Below are 21,211 nucleotides of genomic sequence, written 5' to 3'. Positions count from 1 at the left end.
TGCGTCAGGCGGCGGACGGGCCGGTGAGGGCGGACCAGTCGGGCTCGGGCAGGGCACCGGTCTCGAAGACGAGGTCGAAGGCGCCCTTGCCGTCCAGCGTCTCGCGGATCACGTCCGCGTGCCCCGCGTGCCGGGCGGCCTCCTCGATCAGGTGCAGCAGGCCCCAGCGCCAGCTCCGCTCACCGCCCGCGTCCCAGGGCGCGGCGGGGAGCACGAACGTCTCGTCCAGGGAGGGCAGGGCACGCACGACGCGCTCGGTCCCGGCGGCGACCTCGGCGTAGAAGGCGAGCACCGACGCCACGTCCTCGCCGTCCTCCAGGAGGAAGCTGCGCTCCCAGCGGGCCAGTTCCCGCGGGTCGTTGAAGTCGACCGGGTCCCCGGTCATCGTGCGGATCCAGCCCGCCTCGCCCTGGGCGACGTGCTTGAGCAGCCCCGCCACGGACAGGGCGCTGGCGCTCGGCGTGGCGCGGGCCTGCTCCTCGGTGAGTCCGTGCACGGCGCGCCGCAGGCCGCCGCGCTGGGCGTCGAGGTACGCGAGCAGGGCGCCGCGCTCGTCGCCGTGGGCCTCGGGGGCAACGGGAGTGGGCATGGTGGTCACCTTTCGCAGGGGTCCGGCGTCCGGTCGGGGACCCGGTCTGACAGGAACGACGCTACGGACCCCTGCGGTCAGGTTCTGTCCTCAAGGAGAGGCGGGCCGGTTCAGAACGGGAACCCGCTGCGGCCGTGCTGGATGGCGATCCACTTCGTGGTGGTGAACGCCTCCGTGAAGTGGTCGCCGTTCAGCCGCCCGATCCCGGAGTGCTTCTCCCCGCCGAACGGCACGATCGGCTCGTCGGCCACCGTGCCGTCGTTGACGTGCATCATGCCGGTGTTGATCCGGCGGGCGACGGCGACGCCGCGCTCGACGCTCGCGGTGTGCACGGCGCCGCTGAGGCCGTAGGGGGTGTCGTTGGCGACGCGCACGGCCTCGTCCTCGCCGTCCACCGGGATGATCAGCGCGACCGGGCCGAAGATCTCCTCGCGCAGCGCCCCCGCGTCGGCGGGCAGGCCGGTGAGGACACTGGGGTGGACGAGGTTGCCCTCGACCTTGCCGCGCAGCAGCGCGGTGGCGCCGCCCGCGACGGCCTGCTCGACGAGCGCGCCGATGCGGTCGGCCTGGCTGGAGTTGATGAGCGGCCCGATGACCGTCTCCGGGTCCTTGGGGTCGCCCGCCTTCAGCGTGCGCACCTTGGCGACGAACTTCTCGGTGAACTCGGCCTCCACCGCGCGGTCCACCACGATGCGGTTGGCGGCCATGCAGACCTGCCCCTGGTGCACGAAGCGGCTGAAGACGGCGGCGTCCACGGCGTAGTCCACGTCGGCGTCGTCGAGCACGATGAGCGCGCTGTTGCCGCCCAGCTCCAGCACCGCGTGCTTGAAGTGGCTGGCGGCGACGGTGGCCACGTGCCGTCCGACCTTGTCCGAGCCGGTGAAGGAGATGACCTTCGGCACCGGGTGCTCCAGCAGCGCGTCGCCCACCTCGGCGATGTCGGTGACGATGACGTTGAGCAGCCCGCCGGGCAGCCCGGCCTCCTGGAGGATCCTCGCCACGAGGGTGCCGCCGCACACCGGCGTGTTCTGGTGCGGCTTGAGGACGACGGCGTTGCCGAGGGCGAGCGCGGGCGCCACGGACTTGAGCGAGAGGAGGAAGGGGAAGTTGAACGGGGAGATGACGCCGACGACGCCGACGGGCTCGCGGTAGACGCGGTTCTCCTTGCCGTCCACGGGGGACGGGAGGATGCGGCCCTCGGCGCGCAGGGCCAGGTGCACCGCCTCGCGCAGGAACTCCTTGGCGAGGTGCAGCTCGAAGGCGGCCTTGAGCCGGGTGCCGCCCAGCTCGGCGATGATGGCCTCGGTGATCTCCTCCTCGCGCTCCTCGACGATGCGTACCGCGCGCTCGAAGACGAGCCGGCGGGTGTAGGGGTTGGTGGCCGCCCAGGCGGGCTGGTGGCGTTCGGCCGCACGGTAGGCCAGGTCGATCTCGTCGGCGGTGGCGACGGTTATCTCACAGAGCTTCTCGCCGTTGTAGGGGTTGAAGTCGATGATGTCCCACGAGCCCGAGCCGGGCCGCCACTCACCGTCGATGTACTGCTGCGCCAGATCCGTGAAGTGGCCCATGCCCGATCCTTTGTGGGGTGATGGTGTGAACGACCAGTCTGATGGCACGTCATGGTACGCGCGGGTTACGCGAGTTGACGGATCTTGTGGAGATGGTCGCGGGTCTGCTCCGGGGAGAGGCTGCCGTCCGCGATGAGCCGGTCGAGGACGCCGCCGTACTGGGCGACCTCCTCGGCCTTGTCGAGGTAGAGGGAGCCGGTGAGCTGCTCCAGGTAGACGACGTCGGGCACCTCCGGCTCGGGGAAGCGCAGGATCGTGAAGGCGCCCGACTCGGCCGGGTGCCCGCCGAGCGCGAAGGGCGCCACCTGCAGGTGGATGTTGGGGCGCTCGGACAGCTCGATGAGTGTGGAGGAGCTGCTCGTCCATCACGGCGCGGCTGCCGAAGGGGCGGCGCAGCGCCGCCTCGTCCAGGACGCACCGGAACCGCGTGGCGTTCTCCTGGAACAGGAGCTTCTGGCGCTGCATGCGCAGGGCGACGCGGCGGTCGATCTCCGCGTCGGACAGCCGCATGGACTTGTGGCCGCTGGCGACGACGGCGTGCGCGTACCCCTCCGTCTGGAGCAGGCCGTGCACGAACTGCACCTCGTAGGTGTCGATCTCGGACGCGGCGCCCTCCAGGCCGACGTACGTCTGAAACCAGGACGGCAGCACGTCGCTGTAGCTGTGCCACCAGCCCGTGACGCTGGACTCCTTGGCGAGGTTCAGCAGCGGCTCGCGTTCGGCGTCCTCGGTGACGCCGTAGAGCGTGAGCAGGTCCGCGACGTCCCGCGCCTTGAAGCTCACGCGTCCCAACTCCATCCGGCTGATCTTGGACTCGGACGCGCGGATGGAGTACCCGGCTTCCTCCCGGGTGACACCGCGTGACTCGCGCAGGCGCCGCAGCTGGGACCCGAGCAGTATCCGCCGCACCATCGAGCCATTCGACCCGCCCGTCCCATTTGTTCCGACTGTCACCGGAACGCTCCTTATCTGATCAGACAAGCACCCCCGACCCGGGTGCAGTCTGCCATCTTCGCACTCCGTTGCGTGCCCGTGCGATTACACAGAAACGAAACTTCTGCGTGCACGTGCATCTGCCCTTGCATCCACTGGGGGCTTTGGGAACCATGGGGGTAGCCCAAGTGCACTACGTGCCAACAGCTTTGGGTCCCCGCCGCCATCGGGGACGCATCCGCCGTCACAGTCAGGGGGACCCGTCATGGGGACGGAAGCAACGACGGTGCTCGACCCGTTATGGCAGAGCCTTCCTCCCCTGGATTCCGGGGCACTGGCCGGCTCGGCCTCCTGCGCGCTGCCGCCACACTACGAGGCCGTCGGCGCCGCCCGGGAATTCACCCGCGCCACCCTGGCCGGCTGGGGCCTGGAGCGCCACTGCGACAACGTCACGCTCGCCGTCTCCGAACTGGTGACGAACGCGCTGCGGCACGGCCTGCGGCCGGTCGCCGGAGCCGTCTCCGGAGCCGTCTCCGGGGCCGTCGCCGACCCGCCGGTGCGGCTGCACCTCATGCGGTGGGCGTCCCGTCTGGTGTGCGCCGTGCGGGACCCGAGCCGCGAGGCGCCCGTCTCCGGCAACCCGGACGCCCTGGAGTTCTCCGAGGGCACCGCCGAGTCCGGACGCGGGCTGTTCCTCGTGGAGGCGTTCAGCGACAGCTGGGGCTGGCAGCCCCTGCACGGCACGCTGCCGGGCAAGGTCGTCTGGGCGCTGTTCCGGATGCCGGCCGGCCCGGCCTGAGCGTCCGGGTGCACCAGGGGGCGCCCCCGCCACGTGCGGGGCGCCCGCGTGCACGCCACTGACCACGCCACACGCGGTGGCGCCCCGGCACCCGCCCGGACGCCTCCGCGCGGTGTCAGTCGTGGATGAGGTGGTCGAACTCCCCGTCCTTGACGCCGAGGAGCATCGCCTCGACCTCCGCCGGCGTGTAGACGAGCGCCGGTCCGTCGGGGAACCGCGAGTTGCGCACGGCGACGTCGCCGCTGGGCAGTTTCGCGAACTCCACGCACGTGCCCTGCGAATTGCTGTGACGGCTCTTCTGCCACGTGACCCCCAGGAGGTCCGCCGCGGCCATGCCGTTGTACGCGTGCTGCATACGACTCTCCCGGGTAGAACCCAACTTCCGGGGATCATAACGTCGTTCACTTGCATGTGCAGGTGCGTATGCACGTGCACGACAGCGCGTCGCGGGGCGGCTACCCGCTGAGATACGTGGAAGGCGCAACGAGCCGTGTACCCGGGTAGACGCGAGCCGGGCCCGCGAGGTTCCGTCCGCGCCCCGCCCGCTGTGTCCTCCGTTCTCCGCGCCCTCCGTGCCCGGTCCGCCTCCGGTCCGCGCCCGGTCCGCGCCCGCACGCTCCCGCCGTGGACGCGCGGTGCCGCCGCCCTGCACGCACGGTGGCCGCGCCGTGGACGCCGCGTGAGGAGCACGCTTGACGTGAAGTCTGGTTCAACTCCTACCGTCGGTGCTACGGGGTCCACGACTGGCTGGAGGCAGGCACATGTCCATGGAGATCACGGCGTGGAACGCGATGTACAACGCGCGCCACGCCACGCAGGACAAGCGGCCCTTCTCCCGCGCCACCCTGCGCCGCGTGCTCGTCTTCGCCCGGCCGCACCGGCGGCTGATCGGCCTGTTCCTGGCGTTCAGCACCGTCACCGCCGTGCTCGTGGTGGCCACCCCGCTGCTGGCCGGACGCGTCGTGGACGCCATCACCGGCTCCGAGGGCTCCGGCGTCATCGTGCGGCTGGCCGCCGTCATCGCGCTCATCGCGTTCGCCGAGGCGGGCATCGGCCTGCTGACCCGCTGGCTCTCCGCGCGCATCGGCGAAGGACTCATCCTCGACCTGCGGACCGCCGTCTACGACCACGTCCAGCGCATGCCCGTCGCCTTCTTCACCAGGACCCGCACCGGCGCCCTGGTCAGCAGGCTCAACAACGACGTCATCGGCGCGCAGCGCGCGTTCAGCGACACCCTGTCCGGGCTCGTCTCCAACATGGTGACGCTGCTGCTGACGCTCGGCGTCATGCTCCAGCTCTCCTGGCGGATCACGCTGCTCGCCCTCGCGCTGCTGCCCCTGTTCGTGCTGCCCGCCCGGCGCATGGGCACCAGGCTGGCGCAGCTCTCCCGGGAGGCCGCCAACCACAACTCGGTCATGAGCACCCAGATGACCGAGCGCTTCTCGGCCCCCGGCGCCACCCTGGTGAAGCTGTTCGGACGCCCGGAGGAGGAGTCGGCGGAGTTCGCCCGGCGGGCCGGACGGGTGCGGGACATCGGCGTGCGCACCGCGATGCTCCAGATGTCCTTCGTCACCGCGCTGACGCTCGTCTCGGCGCTCGCCCTCGCCCTCGTCTACGGGCTCGGCGGGCACCTGGCGACGACCGGCTCGCTGTCGGCGGGCACCGTCGTGACGCTGGCGCTGCTGCTGGCCCGCCTCTACGCCCCGCTGACCGCCCTGGCCAGCGCCCGCGTGGAGGTCATGACCGCGCTCGTCAGCTTCCAGCGCGTCTTCGAGGTGCTGGACCTCAAGCCGCTCATCACCGACAAGCCGGACGCCACCGCCGTCCCGGACGGACCGGCCTCGGTGGAGTTCGACGCGGTGGACTTCGCCTACCCGGCCGCCGACGAGGTCTCGCTGGCCTCGCTGGAGGAGGTCGCCACGCTGGACTCCCGGGGCGGGGAGCAGGTGCTCCACGGCGTCTCCTTCCGCGCCGAGCCGGGGCAGCTCGTGGCGCTGGTCGGCTCCTCGGGCGCGGGCAAGTCCACCATCGCCCAGCTCGCGGCGCGGCTGTACGACACCACCGCGGGCGCGGTGCGCGTCGGCGGGGTGGACGTCCGCGACCTGACGGCCCGTTCCCTGCGGCACACCGTCGGCATGGTCACCCAGGACGGCCACCTCTTCCACGACACCATCCGCGCCAACCTCACGCTCCCCCGCCCGGACGCCACCGAGGACGAGCTGTGGGACGCGCTGCGCCGCGCCCGGCTGGACGAGCTGATCGCCTCGCTCCCGGACGGCCTGGACACCGTCGTCGGCGAACGGGGCTACCGGCTCTCCGGCGGGGAGCGGCAGCGGCTGACGATCGCCCGGCTGCTGGTCGCCCGCCCCCGCGCGGTGATCCTGGACGAGGCCACCGCGCACCTGGACTCCACCTCGGAGGCGGCCGTGCAGGAGGCGCTGGGCGAGGCGCTGGCCGGGCGGACGGCCCTCGTCATCGCGCACCGGCTGTCCACCGTCCGCCAGGCCGACCAGATCCTGGTGCTCGAGCAGGGCCGCGTCGTCGAGCGCGGCACCCACGAGGAACTGCTGGCGCTGGGCGGACGCTACGAGCAGCTCCACCGCACGCAGTTCAGCGCGTCGGACGGCGCGGGCCCCGCGCAGGCGCCCGCCGAGGTGCTCGTCCCCGGCGCCTGACGGGCGCTCAGCCGGCGGCCGGGCCCTCCCGGCCGCCGCTCGCCCGTCCGGCCCAGCCCGGCGGGCCGCGGGCGCGGCGCCCGCCCACGATGAGGGGGACCACCACCACCGTCGCGCGGGAGAAGCGCCGTGAACTTCAGCTACGAGCAACTGCGCCGCTGCACCGTCGCAGTGGACCTGGGTGCCGACCGGACCCGGGTGTACGTCAGGGAGGCCGGTCTCGTCGTGGACGAGCCGTCCGTGGCCGCCGTCAACACCCGCTCCGGGGCGCTCATCGCCGTCGGGGCACCCGCCGCGCGCATGACGGGCCGCACGCCGGACCACATCACCGTGCTCCGCCCGGTGTCCGACGGCACGGTCAGCGACGTGCAGATGGCCCAGCGGATGCTGCGCGCCATGGTCGGCGACCGGGTGCGCGGCACGTGGCGGCGGCGGCCGATGCTGCGGGCGGCCATGTGCGTGCCGCACGACGCCGAGCCGCTGGCCCAGCGCGCCGCCGTGCAGACCCTCGCCGGGCTGGGCGCCCGGCGGGTGGAGCTGGTGGACACCCTCGTCGCCGCCGCCGTCGGCTGCGGGCTGCCGGTGGAGCGGCCGGAGGCCACGATGATCGTGGTGTGCGGCGCGGAGTGCACCCAGGTGGCGGTGTTGTCGCTGGGCGCGATCGTCGCGGCGGAGAAGGTGCCGGTGGGCGGCGAGAGTGTGAGCCGGGCCGTCGCCCAGCACCTGCGCGGGCGCTACGAGGTGGCGCTGCCCTCGGCGGCCGTGCGCCGTCTGATGGCGGAGGCCGCCGAGGGGGCCCCGGACGGCGGGACGCTGGTGGTGCACGGCCGGGACGCGGCGAGCGGTCTCGCCCGCACGGCCGCCGTCGACCCCGGTGAGGTGCGCGCGGCGGTGGAGGGCCCCTACGGCACCCTGCTCGACGCCATCCGGCGCGTCCTGCACCGCTGCGCCCCCGATCTGGTGGCCGACCTCGCGGACCGGGGCGTCGTGCTGGCCGGCGGGAGCGCGGGACTGCCGGGCCTGGAGGACGGGCTGCGCCGGGCGACGTCGATGGCGGTGCACCTGGCGGACGATCCGGCGGGCGGCGCGGTGAGCGGCCTCGCGGCGATGATGGAGGGCCGGGTCCGCCCGCTGCGTCTGGACCCGCTGGTGCGGTGAGCGCCGTCCGCTCCCGCGCGGCGCCGGGCACCGCGATCCGGCGGCGCCCGGCGCCGCGCGGTGTCCGGCGCCGCCCGTCCGGCGCCGTGACCGGTCCGGCGTCCGCGGCCGGGTCCGGCCGCCCGGCGCTCAGCGCGTGGCCGGGAGGCGGAAGCGGCGGCGGGGCTGCGGGCCGATGACGCCGGGTCCGGGGTCGAAGCCCACGTCAGCGCGGTCGTCGGAACCCGTCAGCACCGCGAACAGCCGCTGGGCGTCGTCCGGCAGGTCGCGCCGCCAGCCCAGCGCGACGACGGGCCACAGCGCCAGCATGCCGCCGGTCAGCCACGAGGTGACCTGGACGCCGACCCGGCAGCCCGCGCCCTGCGGCCAGAGCCGGAAGTCGTAGCGCGGCACCTGGCTGCCCAGCGGCGTCCACATGCGCTGGCCCAGGTAGCCGATGCGGCAGTCGGGTTCGAAGGTGCAGCACTCCAGCCGGAAGTCACGGTGCCGTCCGGGGAAGCGGTACCGGTAGACGCACCCGGTGCCGGAGCTGGCGGCGAAGGGGTCGGTGCCCCTGATCTCCGTCACGCCCGAGTGCCAGCGGGGCAGATTCCGGCCGTCGGCGAGGAAGCGGAAGACTTCGTCGACCGGTAGCGGAAGGGACACGTAGACCTGCACCTGCGGCATTTCGGCACCTCCTGCGAGCGAGGTGCACGCCGGGCGTGGCGGGCGACCCGCCTCCCCGTCCCGGGTGTACCTGGTGCTTCCAGGCTGAGGTGAGATGTCCGCCGTGTCCCGTTCGACTGCGCTGTTCGGGCGACGCCGTCCGCGCCCGTGACCCGGTCGGCGGGCCGCCGCCCGCCGACCGCCGCCCGCCCGCTGACCGGCCGCCCGTCAGCCGGCGGGTTCGGCCATGAGGACGGCGAAGCGCCCGCCCTCGTCCGTCCACCAGTGCCGGGTGGCGAAACCGCCGTGCGCGAGTTCGGCTGTCAGCGGTTCGCGGCGGAACTTCACCGAGATCTCCGTGCGCAGCTCCTCACCGCGCTCGAACTCCACCGTCAGGTCCAGCGCGGACACCGGCACCGTCTGGGCGAACCGGGACCGCAGCCGCATCTCGATCCGCTCCTCCGCCGCGTTCCACAGGGCACGGTGGTCGAAGGCGTCCGGGTCGAAGCGGGCGTCCAGCCCCCGGTTGAGCACCCGCAGCACGTTCTTGTTGAACTCGGCGGTCACCCCCCGCGCGTCGTCGTACGCGGGCACCAGCACGTCCGGCTCCTTCACCAGGTCCACGCCGAGCAGCAGCGCGTCCCCGGGGCGCAGTTGCGGACGCAGGGCGGCGTAGAAGGCGCGGCGCCCGGCGGCGTCCAGGTTGCCGAGCGTGCCGCCCAGGAAGGCGACGAGCCTCGGTGCCCCGCCCGGCAGCGTGAGGTCCACCTCGTAGTCGGTGACGGCGGCGGTGACGGTGAGCCCCGGGTAGTCGGCGGTCAGCGCCCGGCCCGCCTCGGCGAGGGCGTCCTCGCTGACGTCCAGCGGCGCGTAGCACGTGAGCGTGCCCAGGGCGGTGAACGCGTCCAGCAGCAGGCGGGTCTTGCGGGAGGACCCCGAGCCCAGCTCGGCCAGGGTGCGGGCCCCGGAGGCCGCGGCGATCTCCCCGGACCGCCGCTGGAGGATCTCGTGCTCGGCCCGCGTCGGGTAGTACTCGGGCAGCCGGGTGATCTCCTCGAACAGCTCGCTGCCCCGGCCGTCGTAGAACCACTTGGGCGGCAGCGTCTTCGGACGCCCCGTGAGTCCCTTGAGCACGTCCGCCCGCAGCGCGTCGGCGAGGTGGTCGGCGGGCAGGCGGCGGGTGAGCGTGAAGCGGTCGGAGGCGGTGGAGCCGGTCATGACGCGCGGGTCCTCTCGGGCGGCGTGGGCGGGGCCGGGGCGGGTCTCCCGGACGCGGGCAGGGGGGCGGAAGCGGGCGCGGGCGCCGGACGGACGGGCGGGAGGGGCGTGGTGCGGACGGCGTCGGGCGCGGCCAGCAGCAGCGAGGCGTCCGGCACCTCCCGCCACCCCGTCGAGGCGTCCGGTTCGGAGGCGACGACCACGCCGTCCGCGTCCGCCCGGTACCACAGGCTGTCCCCCAGCCGGGTGGCCGCGATGGTCCGCCCGTCGGTGAGCAGCAGGTTGAGCCGGGCCCCGGGGCGCGCGGCGGCCGTCCGCACCGCGAGGTCGGCCAGGACGTCACCGGGCGGCTCACCGGCCGTCAGCCGGGGGCGGGCCAGCGTCCACAGCAGGGCGGAGTCACAGCGCGCCTCCATACCGAGCAGGTCGGCGGCCGACGGGCGCGGTCCGAGGTCGTCGGGCAGCGTCTGCCACCCGGGCACGGCGCCGTTGTGGCTGAACAGCCACGGCCCGGCGGCGAAGGGCGCGGCGGCGCCCTCGTCCTGGCTCGTGCCGGGTGTGGCGTCCCGCACGGCGGCCAGGACGGCGTGGCTGGTGACCGCGCGGGCCAGGTCGGGCAGGTTCCCGTCGGCCCAGATCGGCACGGCCCGGCGGTAGCGCGCGGGCCGCTCGCCCTGACCGGCCGGGTACCAGCCGACGCCGAAGCCGTCCGCGTTGACGGTGCCGTACCGCTGGCGGCGCGGCGCCCAGGACTGCTCGTACAGCCCGTTGGGCACCTCGGTGAGCAGCCGGGACAGCGGCACGGGCGGGCCGAGGTAGGCCAGGTGACGGCACATCAGGCGGCCGCCCCCTCGCCCGCCGCGGCGTCGCGGGCCGTGCGGAACCCGGCGAAGATCTGCCGCCGGACGGGATAGTCCCAGTTGCGGAACGTGGAGCGGCAGGCGACCGCGTCCGTGCCGAAGCTCCCGCCGCGCAGCACCTTGTACTCGGGCCCGAAGAACACCTTCGAGTACTCGTCGTACGGGTACGCGGCGAAGCCCGGGTAGGGGGTGAAGCCCGAGGACGTCCACTCCCACACGTCGCCCAGGAGCTGCCGGGCGCCGCTGGGCGCGGCGCCCGCCGGGTAGGCACCGGCCGGGGCGGGCTCCAGGTGGCGCTGGCCCAGGTTGGCGTGGCCGGGGGTGGGCGCGGCGTCGCCCCACGGGTGGCGGCGGGAGCGCCCGGTGGCCGGGTCGTGGCGGGCGGCCTTCTCCCACTCGGCCTCCGTCGGCAGCCGCCGTCCGGCCCAGCGCGCGTAGGCGTCCGCCTCGTACCAGCTCACGTGCACCACGGGCTGCTCCGGCGCGACGGGGACGGTGGTGCCGAAGCGGCGCCGCGTCCACGCCGTGCCCTCGCGCCGCCAGAACAGCGGGGCGCCCAGCCCGGCGCTGCGGACGTAGGTCCAGCCCTCGGGGTGCCACCAGCGCGGTTCCTCGTAGCCGCCGTCCTCGATGAACGCGGTGTAGGCGGCGTTGGTGACGGGGGTGGTGTCCAGCCAGAACGCGGGGACCTCCACCCGGTGCGCGCCGCGCTCGTTGTCCAGCGCCCACGGGTCGGTGTCGGTGCCCATGGTGAACGGGCCCGCGGGGACGAGGACCTCGGGCGGCAGCGGCCCGTCCGGTGCGGCCGGGGGCGGCGGCGCGTGCAGGACGGCCGGGCCGCGGCGGAGCTGGTGGGTGGCGAGCATCGTCTCGTCGTGCTGCTGCTCGTGCTGGGCGACCATGCCGAAGACGAAGCCCGCGTCGGTGAGCCCGCGCCCGTTCCCGGCACCGGCCCAGCCACCGTCACCGCCACGGCTCCCGTCGGCGGTGGGCCCGGCGGCGTCCAGCGGGACGTTCTCCAGCACCTCGAAGGCCCGCTCGCGGACCTCGGCGAGGTAGCGGCGGGCGGCGTCCGGCGGCAGCACCGGCAGGGCGGGCCGGTCGGCGCGCGGGGTCTGGAAGGCGTCGTAGACGGGGTCGAGGTCCGGCCGCACGCCGGGACCCGCGCCCGCGGCGCGCACCAGCCACTGGTCCTCCTGGTTGCCGATGTGGGCCAGGTCCCACACCAGCGGGGACATCAGCCGGGAGTGCTGGGCGGTCAGCCCGGCTTCGTCCAGGCAGTCGGTGAGCGCGAGGGTGCGGGACCGGGCGGCGGTGAGCGCGGCGCGGGCCCGCTCGCGCACGTCCGGCTCCGGCGGCTGGTGCGGTGCCTCGGTGACGTGCGGCTCGGCGGGGATCGCGGACATCACAGGGCTCCTCGGGGTGCGTCGGGGCGGGGTGTGCCGGGGCCGGGGCCGTCCCGGCGCTGGTCGTCGGCGGGGCAGCGGCCGCGCCGGGTGTGGCGCTCGGCGAACTCGGCGACGGCGCGGTGCGCGGGGCTGTCCGGCACCCCGGCGGCGAGGGCGGACTCGGCGGCGTCCACGCACTCCCGTACGACGGGCCCCAGCAGCGGGTCCGCCGGGCCGTGCCGGGCCGCCCGGAGCCACAGTCCGGGCCCGGCCGTCCGTTCCGCGAGCGGTCGCGTGGCGGCGTCGGCCGCGGCGGCGGCGCGCGGGTCGTCCAGCAGGGTGGCGGCGACGGCGAGCGCGGCGAGCCAGCCGTCGCCGGGCTGGGCGTCGATCATGCGCAGTTCCAGCCAGCCGCGGGGCCGTACCGGCGGGAAGAGGGTGCTCAGGTGGTAGTCGAGGTCGGCCCGGGTGGGCGGGCGTTCGGTGTACCCGCCGCGCAGCCAGTTCCGGAAGGTGAGCCGCGGCGGGGCGCTCCAGTCGGCGCGGCCGTCCTCCTCGCCGCGGCGCAGGCACAGCAGCGGCGCGTCCAGCGCGTAGCGGGCCCACTCCTCGCGCGGTGGCGCCTCGGGGTGCGGGGGGCGGGTGCGGGCGGGGTCGGTGCGGGACCACACCCGCTGCCGGGTGGAGGCCCAGCCGGTCTCCCTGCCGCGCCAGGTGGGCGAGTTGGCGAAGGCGGCGACGAGCACGGGCCCGAGCCGGTGGGCGAGGCGCCAGCGGTGCCGGTAGCCGGTCGGCCCGTCGCCGTCGTCACCGGCGTCCAGGCTGATCTGGACGGCGGCGGTGGAGCGCATCATGACCCGGCCCCAGGGGCCGTGCCGGTCGAAGTGGGCTTCCATGGCGCGGTAGCGCGGGTGGTCCAGGACGCGGGGCGGGGTGCGAAAGGGGTTCAGGCCGCCGCCGTGGAGGACGGCTCCCGCCGGGGCCAGTGCCTGCCGGACGACGGCGAGGTCGGCGGCGGCGAGGGTGACGCAGTCGGTCAGCGAGTCGCCCGGTGCGCTGCTCACTTCGAGCTGGCCGCCGGGTTCCCGGGTGATGCGGCTCCCGCCCGGCAGTGCGCCGGGGGCGAGGAGCGGGGCGAGGACGGCGTCCAGCCGCTCGCCGGGCACGGCGCGGGCCGGGTCGTCCCGGTCGCGTACGTGCCATTCCAGTTCGACGCCGACGCGGCGCGGCGGTCCCGTCTTGAAGCAGATGCCGCCGATGTACGACTCGGCTTCGGCTTCCGACAGGACGGCGGTGTCCGCGCCGCGCGGCGTGCGTCCGGGTTCGGGGTCGGTGTCCTGCACGGCGGTGTCCATGGAACTCCCTTCCGGAGCGGTGGGCCGACGAGCGGCGGACCGTGGCGGAACCAGCGCGGACCGTGGCGGAGCCGTCCGGCGGTGGCGGGCCACAGGGCGCACAAGGACCTTCCCTGCCCGTGAGGCGGCACCGGCGAAACATGAATATCCGGTGATCTGGCCGGATCTCATGCCCCGGCTCGCGCACAGCGCGCGAGCCGGGGTGCGACGGCGTCCCGGGTGGCGCGCCCGTCCCCGGCCGCGGGCGGGTACGCGGATGCCCCGGGAGCGCACGCCTCCGCGCCCCTCCCGCCCCGGGCCGCCCGGACCCGGGGACAGTGGGCCGGTGGCAGCACCGGGACGGGTGTCCGCACGGATGTGACCGGCTCGCGCGCCCGGGCGCGTCCGTGCCGGGACGGGCATTCCGCTGTGATGCCTGCCGTGCCGGAGGGAAGGAGGGCCTGTAACCCAGGGAGGCTCGTGTGCGGCGTGATCGGATCGGACTGGCGGAGGTGCTGGCGGCGGCGGAGGAGGCCGCACCGGTGGATTCCCTGGATGTCGTGGCGCGCAACCTGCGCGACCGGTTCGGCGCGCGGTCCGTGTCGTTCCTGTTCGTCGACATCGTCGGACGGCGGCTGCTGCGGGTCAGTGAGAAGACGGCCGCGCGGCAGGGGCACCACGCCGAGCAGGTCCCCCTCGCCGGCAGCGGCGTCTACGACGAGGTGCTGCGCACCCAGGAACTGGTGCTGCCCCCGGAGGGCGGGCAGGGGCAGCGGGTGCTCGCCCCCGTCACCAACCGCGGCGACGCCATCGGCGTCCTGGAGCTGTCCCTGCCGCGGGTCGCGCCGGACGTGCTGGAGCAGGTCGAGGACGCCGCGCACGCACTGGCGTACATCATCGTCACCGACCGCCGGTTCACCGATCTCTACCACTGGGGCAACCGCACCACCTCGGTCAGCCTGGCCGCGGAGATCCAGCGCCAGCTCCTGCCGTCGGCGGCCTCGTGCGACGCCGCCGAGTTCGCCCTCGCCGGCGCCCTGGTCCCGGCCTCCGACATCGCCGGTGACACCTACGACTACTCCCTCGACAACGACAGCCTGCACCTGTCCATCACCGACGCCATGGGCCACAACGTCGACGCCTCGCTCATGGCGACCCTCCTCGTCAACGCCTCCCGCGGTGCCCGCCGTGCCGGGGCGGACCTGGCCGAGCAGGCCCGCCAGACCCACCAGGCCCTCCGCGACCACGGCCGGCGGACCTTCGCCACCGGCCAGATGCTGCGCATCGCCCTGGACGGGACCGGCGCCCGGCTCGTCAACGCCGGTCACCCCTGGCCGCTCCGGCTGCGCGACGGCAAGGTCGAGGAGGTGAGCCTGACCGTGAACCTGCCCTTCGGCGTCCCCGAGCAGGGCCCGTACGAGGTGCAGGACGTCGACCTGCGCCCCGGCGACCGCCTCGTGCTCTACACCGACGGCATGCAGGAGCGCCAGGCGCAGACCGTGGACCTGCCCGGCCTCCTCCGGGCCACCGCCGACGGGCACCCGCGCGAGGTCGTGCGCGCTCTCGTCGCCGCGGTCACCGAAGCCTGCGAAGGCCACGTGCGGGACGACGCCACCGTTCTGTGCCTGGACTGGAACGGCCCGGGACGAGCGGCCCGAAGCGCCCGAACGAGTGAACGACCGGACGGTTGACCCGCACCAGCCCGCTCCCGGCCCCGATCGGCCCCCCACACCCGTTTCCTCCCACCGGCATGACGTCACCCGGCACCCGTAAACCGCCTCCGACCAGGCAAAACGCCGCTCGCGCGAGGTTGCCTGCGGGGTGGTAACGAAAAGGCCACAAGTTTTTTGGAGTGCGCGCATGAGTCGTGGGTAGACGCACCGCTGTCCGTCGATGGCATCCCAGAGGGAGGGGTTTCGTGAGCATCACCGCAACCGCCGGCAAGACAGCGACAGCGGTACCGGCACACGAGGACGCGACCAGAGCGGACGACGCGGCCGTCGCCACCGAGGCCGGTCTCCCCTGTGTCGAGGAAGCACAGACCGTGGCGCCCAAGGATGCCCGCGACCTCACCCGGCTGTTCATCTCCAGGCTCCAGAGCCTGGAGGAGGGCACGCCGGAGTACCAGTACGCACGCAACACCCTGATCGAGATCAACCTCTCCCTGGTGCGCTACGCGGCCCGCAGGTTCCGCAACCGCGCCGGCGAGATGGAGGACATGATCCAGGTCGGCACGATCGGTCTGATCAAGGCGATCGACCGCTTCGAGCCGGAGCGCGAGGTGGAGTTCACCACCTTCGCCGTGCCCTACATCATGGGCGAGATCAAGCGGTTCTTCCGGGACACGAGCTGGTCCGTCCGGGTGCCGCGCCGGCTCCAGGAGCTGCGGATCGACCTGGCGAAGGCCACGGACGACCTGTCCCAGCGCCTCGGCCGCGCCCCCACCACCGCCGAACTGGCCGAGCGCCTCCAGCTCTCCGAGGACGAGGTCATCGAGGGCCTGGTCGCCAGCAACGGCTACACCGCCGGTTCGCTGGACGCGACCAACGACGACTCCGGTGAGAACGGCTCCGGCCCGTCCGTCGCCGACCGCATGGGCGAGATCGACCCGGCGCTGGAGGGCGTGGAGAACTTCCAGTCGCTCCAGCCGCTCCTGGCCGAACTGGAGGACCGGGAGAGGACCATCCTGGAGATGCGCTTCGGGCAGGAGATGACGCAGGCGCAGATCGGCGCGGAGCTGGGGCTCTCCCAGATGCACATCTCACGTCTGCTGTCGCGGACCCTGCGCAAGCTGCGGGAGGGCCTGCTGACGGACCGGTGACGCGGGTCCGCCCCGTGCCGCTTCTGACGGACCCGGCACGGCGGCACCCGCCGCCTCCGCCCCTTTCCTCGCGCCCGTACGGCCACCCGGCCGTACGGGCGCGCGGCCGTGCGCGGGACGGGGCTGTGCGGGCGCACGGCCGGGCGCGGGGCACGCCCGCAGCGGCGTCCGCACGGCCGGCCACGCCCGTCCGCGCACGCCTGTCACAGGCACCCCGTCGCGCACCCGCGCGCGGCGGCCGGAAATCGACGGTGGGGCGGCTCCGCTTGTCAGCGGAACCGCCCCACCGTCGCCGTGTGCCGCCACGGCCGCCCGGAACGTGTCAGCCGGCCGCTATGGCCTCCGCCACGGACGGGTAGATCTGGAGCACCCCGTCCGCGCCGCTCACCTCCAGCAGACGTCTGACGGCCGCCGTGGGCGCCGCGACGCGCACGTCCCCGGCGAGGTGGGCCTGGAGCAGCACGTTGAGGCCCGTGGAGTCGCAGAACGTGACGCCCGCGAAATCCGCGACGACGCACTTCGTCTCCGTCTTCACCCCCTCTTCGAGGGCGTGGCGGAGTACGCCCGAGGCGTCGATGTCCACCTCGCCCCGCACGATGACGACGTGTGCGCCGTCCTGCTCGTACCGGGCCGCGACGACCGTCGCCGCCGGGTCCGTCCCGATGTCCGTTCCGGCGTTTCCTGCCTCGAAACCGACCGGTGCACTCTCCTGCGAGGAAGCCATGGTGTGATGATCTCCGTTCAGCGGTTACAGGGGAAGGTACAAAGCCGCCGAGTCCGGCAGCCGTGCGGGCGGCACGATCTTGACGTCGCGGTTCCGGCGTTCGGCGTGGTGCTGGAAGCGGTGCAGCTCGGCCACCGCGGCCGACGCCAGGTACGTCACGTCGCTCAGGTCCACCACGAGCCGTCGGCCCTGGTGCGCCGCGCCGGACAGCTCGCCCAGCGCCTCGGCGAAGACGGGGGTGCCCGCCAGGTCCACCGGGCCGCGCACCCGCAGGAGGGCCTCGTCGCCCTCGGCCGCCAGGCGGGTGTGCAGTTCGTCCCGGCGCGGGGCGCCCGCGGGCTGCGCCGCCTCGGTGAGCGTGGCGTCGCTGAGGACGCTGTCCAGGGCCTGCGCCGTCTCGGCGGGCAGGTCCACCCGGGTGCGGGCGCCCTCCACGAGCCGTTCGGCGAGGGTGCGCAGCTTGGTGTTGGTGTGCTGCGAGAACCAGCGCAGCAGGCTGAACGCGGTGTCGTTGTCCACGCCGTGCGCGAGCATGAGCACCCCGATGGCCTGGTCCACGACGCTGTGGCCGTCGATGGCCGCCTTGACGTCCTGGTCGGCCTTGCGGGTGGCCGCCCGGTTGACGTGCACGGTGACGTCCGAGGTGTAGCCGCGCAGCTCCGGCGGCGCGCCGGTGTCCGTGGCCCGGTGCACCAGGGTGACGACGGTGCGCTCGCGGTCGGACGTCTCGATGCGGTGCAGCACGGACACCGGGGTGCCCGCGCCGCGCAGGGCGTCGGCGAACAGCTCCAGCACGCGCTCACGGTCGTCGCCCGGCAGGTGCGCGGTAACCAGCGCGGTACTGGGAGTCACTTCACCCGGCTCGAAGCCGTACAGGCGGTACATGCTGTCCGACCAGCTCCACGTGTCGCTGGTCAGCCGGTAGACGAACTCTCCGACCATGTCGCTGCTCACGGATGTCCCTCGGGGGGTTAACGGTGCGTGACCGGGCACGGGGGCGGCCCGGTTCGCTTCCTTCCGCGAGCTAGCTGCTTAACTCGGGGGGCTTCCTCGTCACTGTAACAGCGCATCGCGGGCGGGCCCGTGAGGCATTCGTTCCAGTTCGGTGAGGGTTCGGCACGCGGTCTCGTGTCGCGCCACGCCCGCCCCTCTCGTCACTGCGCCGTGCCCCCGTCGGCGCCGCCCCGCGCCCGCCCGGCGCCCCGCCGCCCCGTCACCGCTCCCGCCCCGCGGCGGGCGGGTCCCACGGCAGGCCGACGAGGTCGAGGACGAACGCGGTGGAGCCGCCCGGCACCGCGCGGAGCCGGACGGCCGACGCGGCGTGCAGGACCCGCACCGCGGAACTGCCCAGATGGGTGACCCCGCACAGGTCCACGGTGAGCGGGACGAGCCCGGCCCGGCCCGCCCGGCCCAGCAGCGACGCCAGCCGGTCGGCGTCCCCGGCGTCCACCGGCCCCGACACCCGCACCACCGGCCCGTCCGCCGAGCCCGCCGCCTGCGCCGCGGACCGCGCGTCCGCGTCCGCCTCGGCGTGCGCCCCCGCCCCCGCCCCCGCCTCCGGCCCCGGCTCCAGCCACGCCGAGAACGCGGCGCCGGCCGGCTGCCCGGAGCCGCCGCCCGTCCCGCCGGGCCCGGGCCATCCCGCCCCACCGGCGACGGGGTCCAGCGCGAGACCCAGCACCGGCGGGCGGCCCAGGCGGCGCGCGAACCGCACCCGCGTCCCGTGCGCACCGGGCTCCACGACCAGCTCCTCCAGCGCGTCCCCGGCCATGGCCAGCCCCCGGCCCCGGTATCCGGGGTCGGTGGGAGGGTCCCGCCACCGGCCCTCGTCGGTGACCGTCAGCCGGGCCGTGCCGTCCGCCCCGATCACGCCGTCCACCACCACCCGCGGCGGGCCCGGCGGCGCCCCGCCGCCCCCGTAGCCGTGCTCGACGCTGTTGGTGACGGCCTCGCTGACGGCCAGCGTCAGGGCGTACCGGTCCTCCTGGTCCGCCCCGGCCTCCCGCGCCCACGCGTCCACGCCGTCCCGCACCCGGGCGAGCCCGCCGCGTCCGCCGGAGAGCCGGACCGCGAGGGCGGGCGGCGGACCGGCCCGGCGCCGCACCAGCAGGGCCGTCACGTCGTCCGGGCAGCCGTCGCGGGTGAGCACGTCCACGACGACGCGGGCGACGTGGGCCGCCGCCGTCTCCTGCGGCGCCCGCAGGAACCCGCGTCCGGCGACGGCGTCGCGGGCGACGGTGGCCAGCAGGCCGAGCCGGTCCCGCCAGGGGCGGTGCGGGCGCTCGACCAGGCCGTTGGAGAACAGCAGCAGGGCGTCCCCGGGCCCGAGCGCCGCCGTGGCCGTCCGGGGCTCGCCGCCGGTGCCCAGCGGGCCGTCGCCCGAGGGGGACAGGTAGGCCGCCGAGCCGTCGGCGCGCAGCACCAGCGGCGGCGGGTGGCCGCAGGTGCTGTAGCGCACGGCCCCGGTGGACGGGTCGACCAGCGCCGCGCACACCGTCGCCCCGTACGCGTCCGGTCTGCCCGGGGCGCGGGGCGTGCGCACGGCCAGGCGCCCGGTACCGGCCAGCGCGGCGGGCAGGTCCTCGCCGCCGGTCAGCCGCTCGGCCAGGACGGTGCGCAGGCGGCTCATCACGGCCGCGGCGCGCACCCCGTGACCCACCACGTCGCCGACGACGAGGGCGAGCCCGCCGTCCTCGCGCACGAGCGCGTCGAACCAGTCGCCGCCCGCCTCGTGCCCGCCGCCCGCCGCCAGGTAGCAGGCGGCCACCTCCAGGCCCGGCAGCACGGGCAGCCGGTCGGGCAGCAGCGCCCGCTGGAACTCCCGCACCGCTTCGGCGGCGACCGGCACCGGGCGCGCCCGCAGGGCCGCTTCCGCCCGCCGCTCCCGGCGCGCGCGGACGCCGTCCGTCACGTCGCGGCCGACGAGGATCACCCCGCGCGGCGAGTCGTCCGGGTAGCGCCAGCGCACGCCGGTGAAGTCGTTGTAGAACTCCGTCGGGGCGCCGTCCCCGTCGGCGTCCAGGAACATCCGCCACTCCCGGCCGAAGGCCGGTTCCCCGGTGGCGTAGATGTGCTCGGCCATCTCGGACAGCTGCTGGCCCGCGGCCTCGGGCACGGCCTCCCGCACGGGCACGCCCTCCAGGGCCCGGCCGCCGCCGAGCTGGGCGCGCGCCGCCGCGTTGACGAGGGCCACCCGCAGCTCGGGCCCCTCCAGCGCGAGGAACATCAGGGGGGACTGGGCGAGGGCCTCCGCCGCGACACGCTCCCGTCCACTCTCATCTGCGTCGGCCACGCCTCCTGTGTACACCTCCCGGGGCCGCGGCTCCATAACGGCGGCCCCGGGGGCCTGATGCGGCCGGATCCGGGCAGGTGTCACACCCACGCGGTACCACCGGCGAGAGGGACGACAGTGGGCACGGCACTCGACACCACGCTCGGAGAGCAGCTCATGCTGCTGAACCTCGACGACGAGACGGGCACCGCCCGGCAGGCGCACCGCGTGCCGTACGCGACGGCGGGCGCGGCGCTGCTGGAGCTGGCGATGTCCGGACGCGTCACCATCGGCGGACGCGCCACCGCCGGCGGGGACGGCACGGGGGCCCCGCCCGGCACGGAAAGCCCGGACGGCTCGGACGGCTCGGACGGCGGCCGGGTCGTCGTCCGCGACGCCACCCCGCTCGGCGTGCAGTCGCTGGACGCGGCGCTCATCCGGATCCACGGCAGCGGCAGGCCGCGCGGTGCCCGGCACTGGATCGGGGCGCTCGCCCGCGAGAGCGCGGAGGCCGCGCGGGCCGGGCTCCTCGCGCACGGCCTCGTCCGCGAGGAGCACCGCAGGGTGCTGGGCGTCTTCCCCGGCTCTTCGCGCTACCCGGAGACGGACGGCTCCGTCGAGCGGAAGCTGCGCCTGAAGCTGACGGCCGTCGTGCACGACGGCGTGGAGCCGGACGAGCGCACGGCCGCCCTGCTGGCCCTCGTCCACGGCGCGGGCCTGCACCGGACGGCCTTCCCCGGCGCGGACGAGGAGCACACCGGGCGCCGTCTGGACGAGCTGACCCGCGGCCACTGGGCGACGCCCGCGGTGCGCGCGGTCATCGGGGAGGTCCAGTCGGCCCTCTGCATGGCCGTCCTCACCCCCGTCCTGGTCACGACGGCCTCCTGAGCCCCGCGGCACCGGCCCCGCCCGCTCTGCGGGGTCCGCCCCTACGGGTGGGGGGTACCGCTGTGCGTGCTGCCCGGCGCGGAGGTGCGGCCGGGCGCCGGGGCGAGCGGGTCGAGGGCCCGTCCGACGGCGTGGGCGGCGGCGAAGACGGCGGCCAGGGCGAGGACGAAGGCGGCGGTTCTGAGTGCGGTGCCGCGGAACGTTTTCATGCCACCCAATCATACCCCCCCGGGGTAGCAAGGGGAGCAGCACTCCGACCGACTTGCTTCTTACCCCCAGGGGGTATACATATGGGCCAAGTGGTACCCCTAAGGGGTACCGTGGACCCGTAGTCGACGCC

18 protein-coding genes and 1 pseudogene are annotated in these 21,211 nt (G+C 74.9%); 6 read left to right on the top strand and 13 right to left on the bottom strand.

What is annotated here, in order from left to right:
* Positions 1-4: 4 nt before the first annotated feature.
* The 3 genes and pseudogenes from V1J52_RS19555 to V1J52_RS19545 form a co-directional block, all read right to left on the bottom strand.
* Positions 5-589 carry a DinB family protein gene (locus V1J52_RS19555; RefSeq protein ID WP_330141183.1) on the bottom strand — a complete coding sequence of 195 codons (585 nt, stop codon included), beginning with the start codon at positions 587-589 and terminating at the stop codon, positions 5-7.
* A gap of 110 nt (positions 590-699) precedes the next feature.
* Positions 700-2,157: an aldehyde dehydrogenase family protein gene (locus V1J52_RS19550; protein ID WP_330141182.1), complete on the bottom strand. Its 1,458-nt coding sequence runs from the start codon at positions 2,155-2,157 to the stop codon at positions 700-702.
* A gap of 65 nt (positions 2,158-2,222) precedes the next feature.
* Positions 2,223-3,069, bottom strand: a pseudogene (locus tag V1J52_RS19545) (Sco1979 family transcriptional regulator).
* Between the two features lie 286 nt (positions 3,070-3,355).
* Between V1J52_RS19545 and V1J52_RS19540 the strand changes: the two are divergent.
* Positions 3,356-3,889 (top strand): ATP-binding protein, encoded by a 534-nt coding sequence (locus V1J52_RS19540; RefSeq protein ID WP_330141181.1) that lies wholly within the window; start codon positions 3,356-3,358, stop codon positions 3,887-3,889.
* A 115-nt stretch (positions 3,890-4,004) separates the two neighbouring features.
* Here the strand turns inward: V1J52_RS19540 and V1J52_RS19535 are convergent, their stop codons facing one another.
* On the bottom strand, positions 4,005-4,244 hold the full coding sequence (locus tag V1J52_RS19535) for a DUF397 domain-containing protein (protein WP_330141180.1): 240 nt from the start codon (positions 4,242-4,244) through the stop codon (positions 4,005-4,007).
* Positions 4,245-4,650: 406 nt separating this feature from the next.
* On the opposite strand from V1J52_RS19535, the gene V1J52_RS19530 reads away from it, so the two are divergent.
* Together V1J52_RS19530 and V1J52_RS19525 are read left to right on the top strand one after the other, a co-directional pair.
* Positions 4,651-6,564, top strand: a complete 1,914-nt coding sequence (locus V1J52_RS19530; protein WP_330141179.1) for an ABC transporter ATP-binding protein — start codon at positions 4,651-4,653, stop codon at positions 6,562-6,564.
* A 129-nt stretch (positions 6,565-6,693) separates the two neighbouring features.
* Positions 6,694-7,722: a rod shape-determining protein gene (locus V1J52_RS19525; RefSeq protein WP_330141178.1), complete on the top strand. Its 1,029-nt coding sequence runs from the start codon at positions 6,694-6,696 to the stop codon at positions 7,720-7,722.
* 129 nt (positions 7,723-7,851) lie between these two features.
* Here the strand turns inward: V1J52_RS19525 and V1J52_RS19520 are convergent, their stop codons facing one another.
* The 5 genes from V1J52_RS19520 to egtA form a co-directional block, all read right to left on the bottom strand.
* Complete coding sequence (locus V1J52_RS19520) at positions 7,852-8,388, bottom strand: SRPBCC family protein (RefSeq protein ID WP_330141177.1); 537 nt, start codon at positions 8,386-8,388, stop codon at positions 7,852-7,854.
* Between the two features lie 207 nt (positions 8,389-8,595).
* Positions 8,596-9,585, bottom strand: a complete 990-nt coding sequence (gene egtD / locus V1J52_RS19515) for an L-histidine N(alpha)-methyltransferase (RefSeq protein WP_330141176.1) — start codon at positions 9,583-9,585, stop codon at positions 8,596-8,598.
* The gene (gene egtC, locus V1J52_RS19510; RefSeq protein ID WP_330141175.1) at positions 9,582-10,421 is read right to left on the bottom strand and encodes an ergothioneine biosynthesis protein EgtC; all 840 of its coding nucleotides are present in this window, start codon (positions 10,419-10,421) and stop codon (positions 9,582-9,584) included. Before egtC ends, egtD begins: the two co-directional genes overlap by 4 nt.
* Positions 10,421-11,851 (bottom strand): ergothioneine biosynthesis protein EgtB, encoded by a 1,431-nt coding sequence (gene egtB / locus V1J52_RS19505; RefSeq protein WP_330141174.1) that lies wholly within the window; start codon positions 11,849-11,851, stop codon positions 10,421-10,423. Before egtB ends, egtC begins: the two co-directional genes overlap by 1 nt.
* Positions 11,851-13,188, bottom strand: coding sequence for an ergothioneine biosynthesis glutamate--cysteine ligase EgtA (egtA, locus tag V1J52_RS19500; RefSeq protein WP_330141173.1), 1,338 nt, complete (start codon positions 13,186-13,188; stop codon positions 11,851-11,853). The genes egtB and egtA overlap by 1 nt, the downstream gene beginning before the upstream one ends.
* 461 nt (positions 13,189-13,649) lie before the next feature.
* Here egtA and V1J52_RS19495 point away from each other — a divergent pair, with 461 nt between their 5' ends.
* Positions 13,650-14,858 carry a PP2C family protein-serine/threonine phosphatase gene (locus V1J52_RS19495; RefSeq protein WP_330141172.1) on the top strand — a complete coding sequence of 403 codons (1,209 nt, stop codon included), beginning with the start codon at positions 13,650-13,652 and terminating at the stop codon, positions 14,856-14,858.
* A 233-nt stretch (positions 14,859-15,091) separates the two neighbouring features.
* A complete protein-coding gene (locus tag V1J52_RS19490; protein ID WP_330141260.1) occupies positions 15,092-15,988 on the top strand; it encodes an RNA polymerase sigma factor SigF in 897 nt (298 codons plus the stop codon).
* A gap of 322 nt (positions 15,989-16,310) precedes the next feature.
* Here the strand turns inward: V1J52_RS19490 and V1J52_RS19485 are convergent, their stop codons facing one another.
* The 3 genes from V1J52_RS19485 to V1J52_RS19475 all read right to left on the bottom strand — a co-directional run bounded on the left by V1J52_RS19485 (position 16,311) and on the right by V1J52_RS19475 (position 20,004).
* Positions 16,311-16,712, bottom strand: a complete 402-nt coding sequence (locus tag V1J52_RS19485) for an STAS domain-containing protein (protein ID WP_330141171.1) — start codon at positions 16,710-16,712, stop codon at positions 16,311-16,313.
* 24 nt (positions 16,713-16,736) lie between these two features.
* On the bottom strand, positions 16,737-17,666 hold the full coding sequence (locus tag V1J52_RS19480) for an ANTAR domain-containing protein (RefSeq protein WP_330141170.1): 930 nt from the start codon (positions 17,664-17,666) through the stop codon (positions 16,737-16,739).
* Positions 17,667-17,925: 259 nt separating this feature from the next.
* Positions 17,926-20,004, bottom strand: coding sequence for a SpoIIE family protein phosphatase (locus V1J52_RS19475; RefSeq protein ID WP_330141169.1), 2,079 nt, complete (start codon positions 20,002-20,004; stop codon positions 17,926-17,928).
* A gap of 117 nt (positions 20,005-20,121) precedes the next feature.
* Between V1J52_RS19475 and V1J52_RS19470 the strand changes: the two genes are divergently transcribed.
* Positions 20,122-20,871 carry a GOLPH3/VPS74 family protein gene (locus V1J52_RS19470; protein ID WP_330141168.1) on the top strand — a complete coding sequence of 250 codons (750 nt, stop codon included), beginning with the start codon at positions 20,122-20,124 and terminating at the stop codon, positions 20,869-20,871.
* Positions 20,872-20,912: 41 nt separating this feature from the next.
* Here the strand turns inward: V1J52_RS19470 and V1J52_RS19465 are convergent, their stop codons facing one another.
* The gene (locus V1J52_RS19465) at positions 20,913-21,080 is read right to left on the bottom strand and encodes a hypothetical protein (protein ID WP_330141167.1); all 168 of its coding nucleotides are present in this window, start codon (positions 21,078-21,080) and stop codon (positions 20,913-20,915) included.
* Between the last annotated feature and the right edge of the window lie 131 nt (positions 21,081-21,211).

It is taken from the genome of Streptomyces solitudinis (assembly GCF_036323765.1).
In the GTDB taxonomy this organism is placed as follows: domain Bacteria; phylum Actinomycetota; class Actinomycetes; order Streptomycetales; family Streptomycetaceae; genus Streptomyces.
Note: the sequence above shows the minus strand (reverse complement) of the source record. Positions and strands in the feature narration are given on the sequence as shown.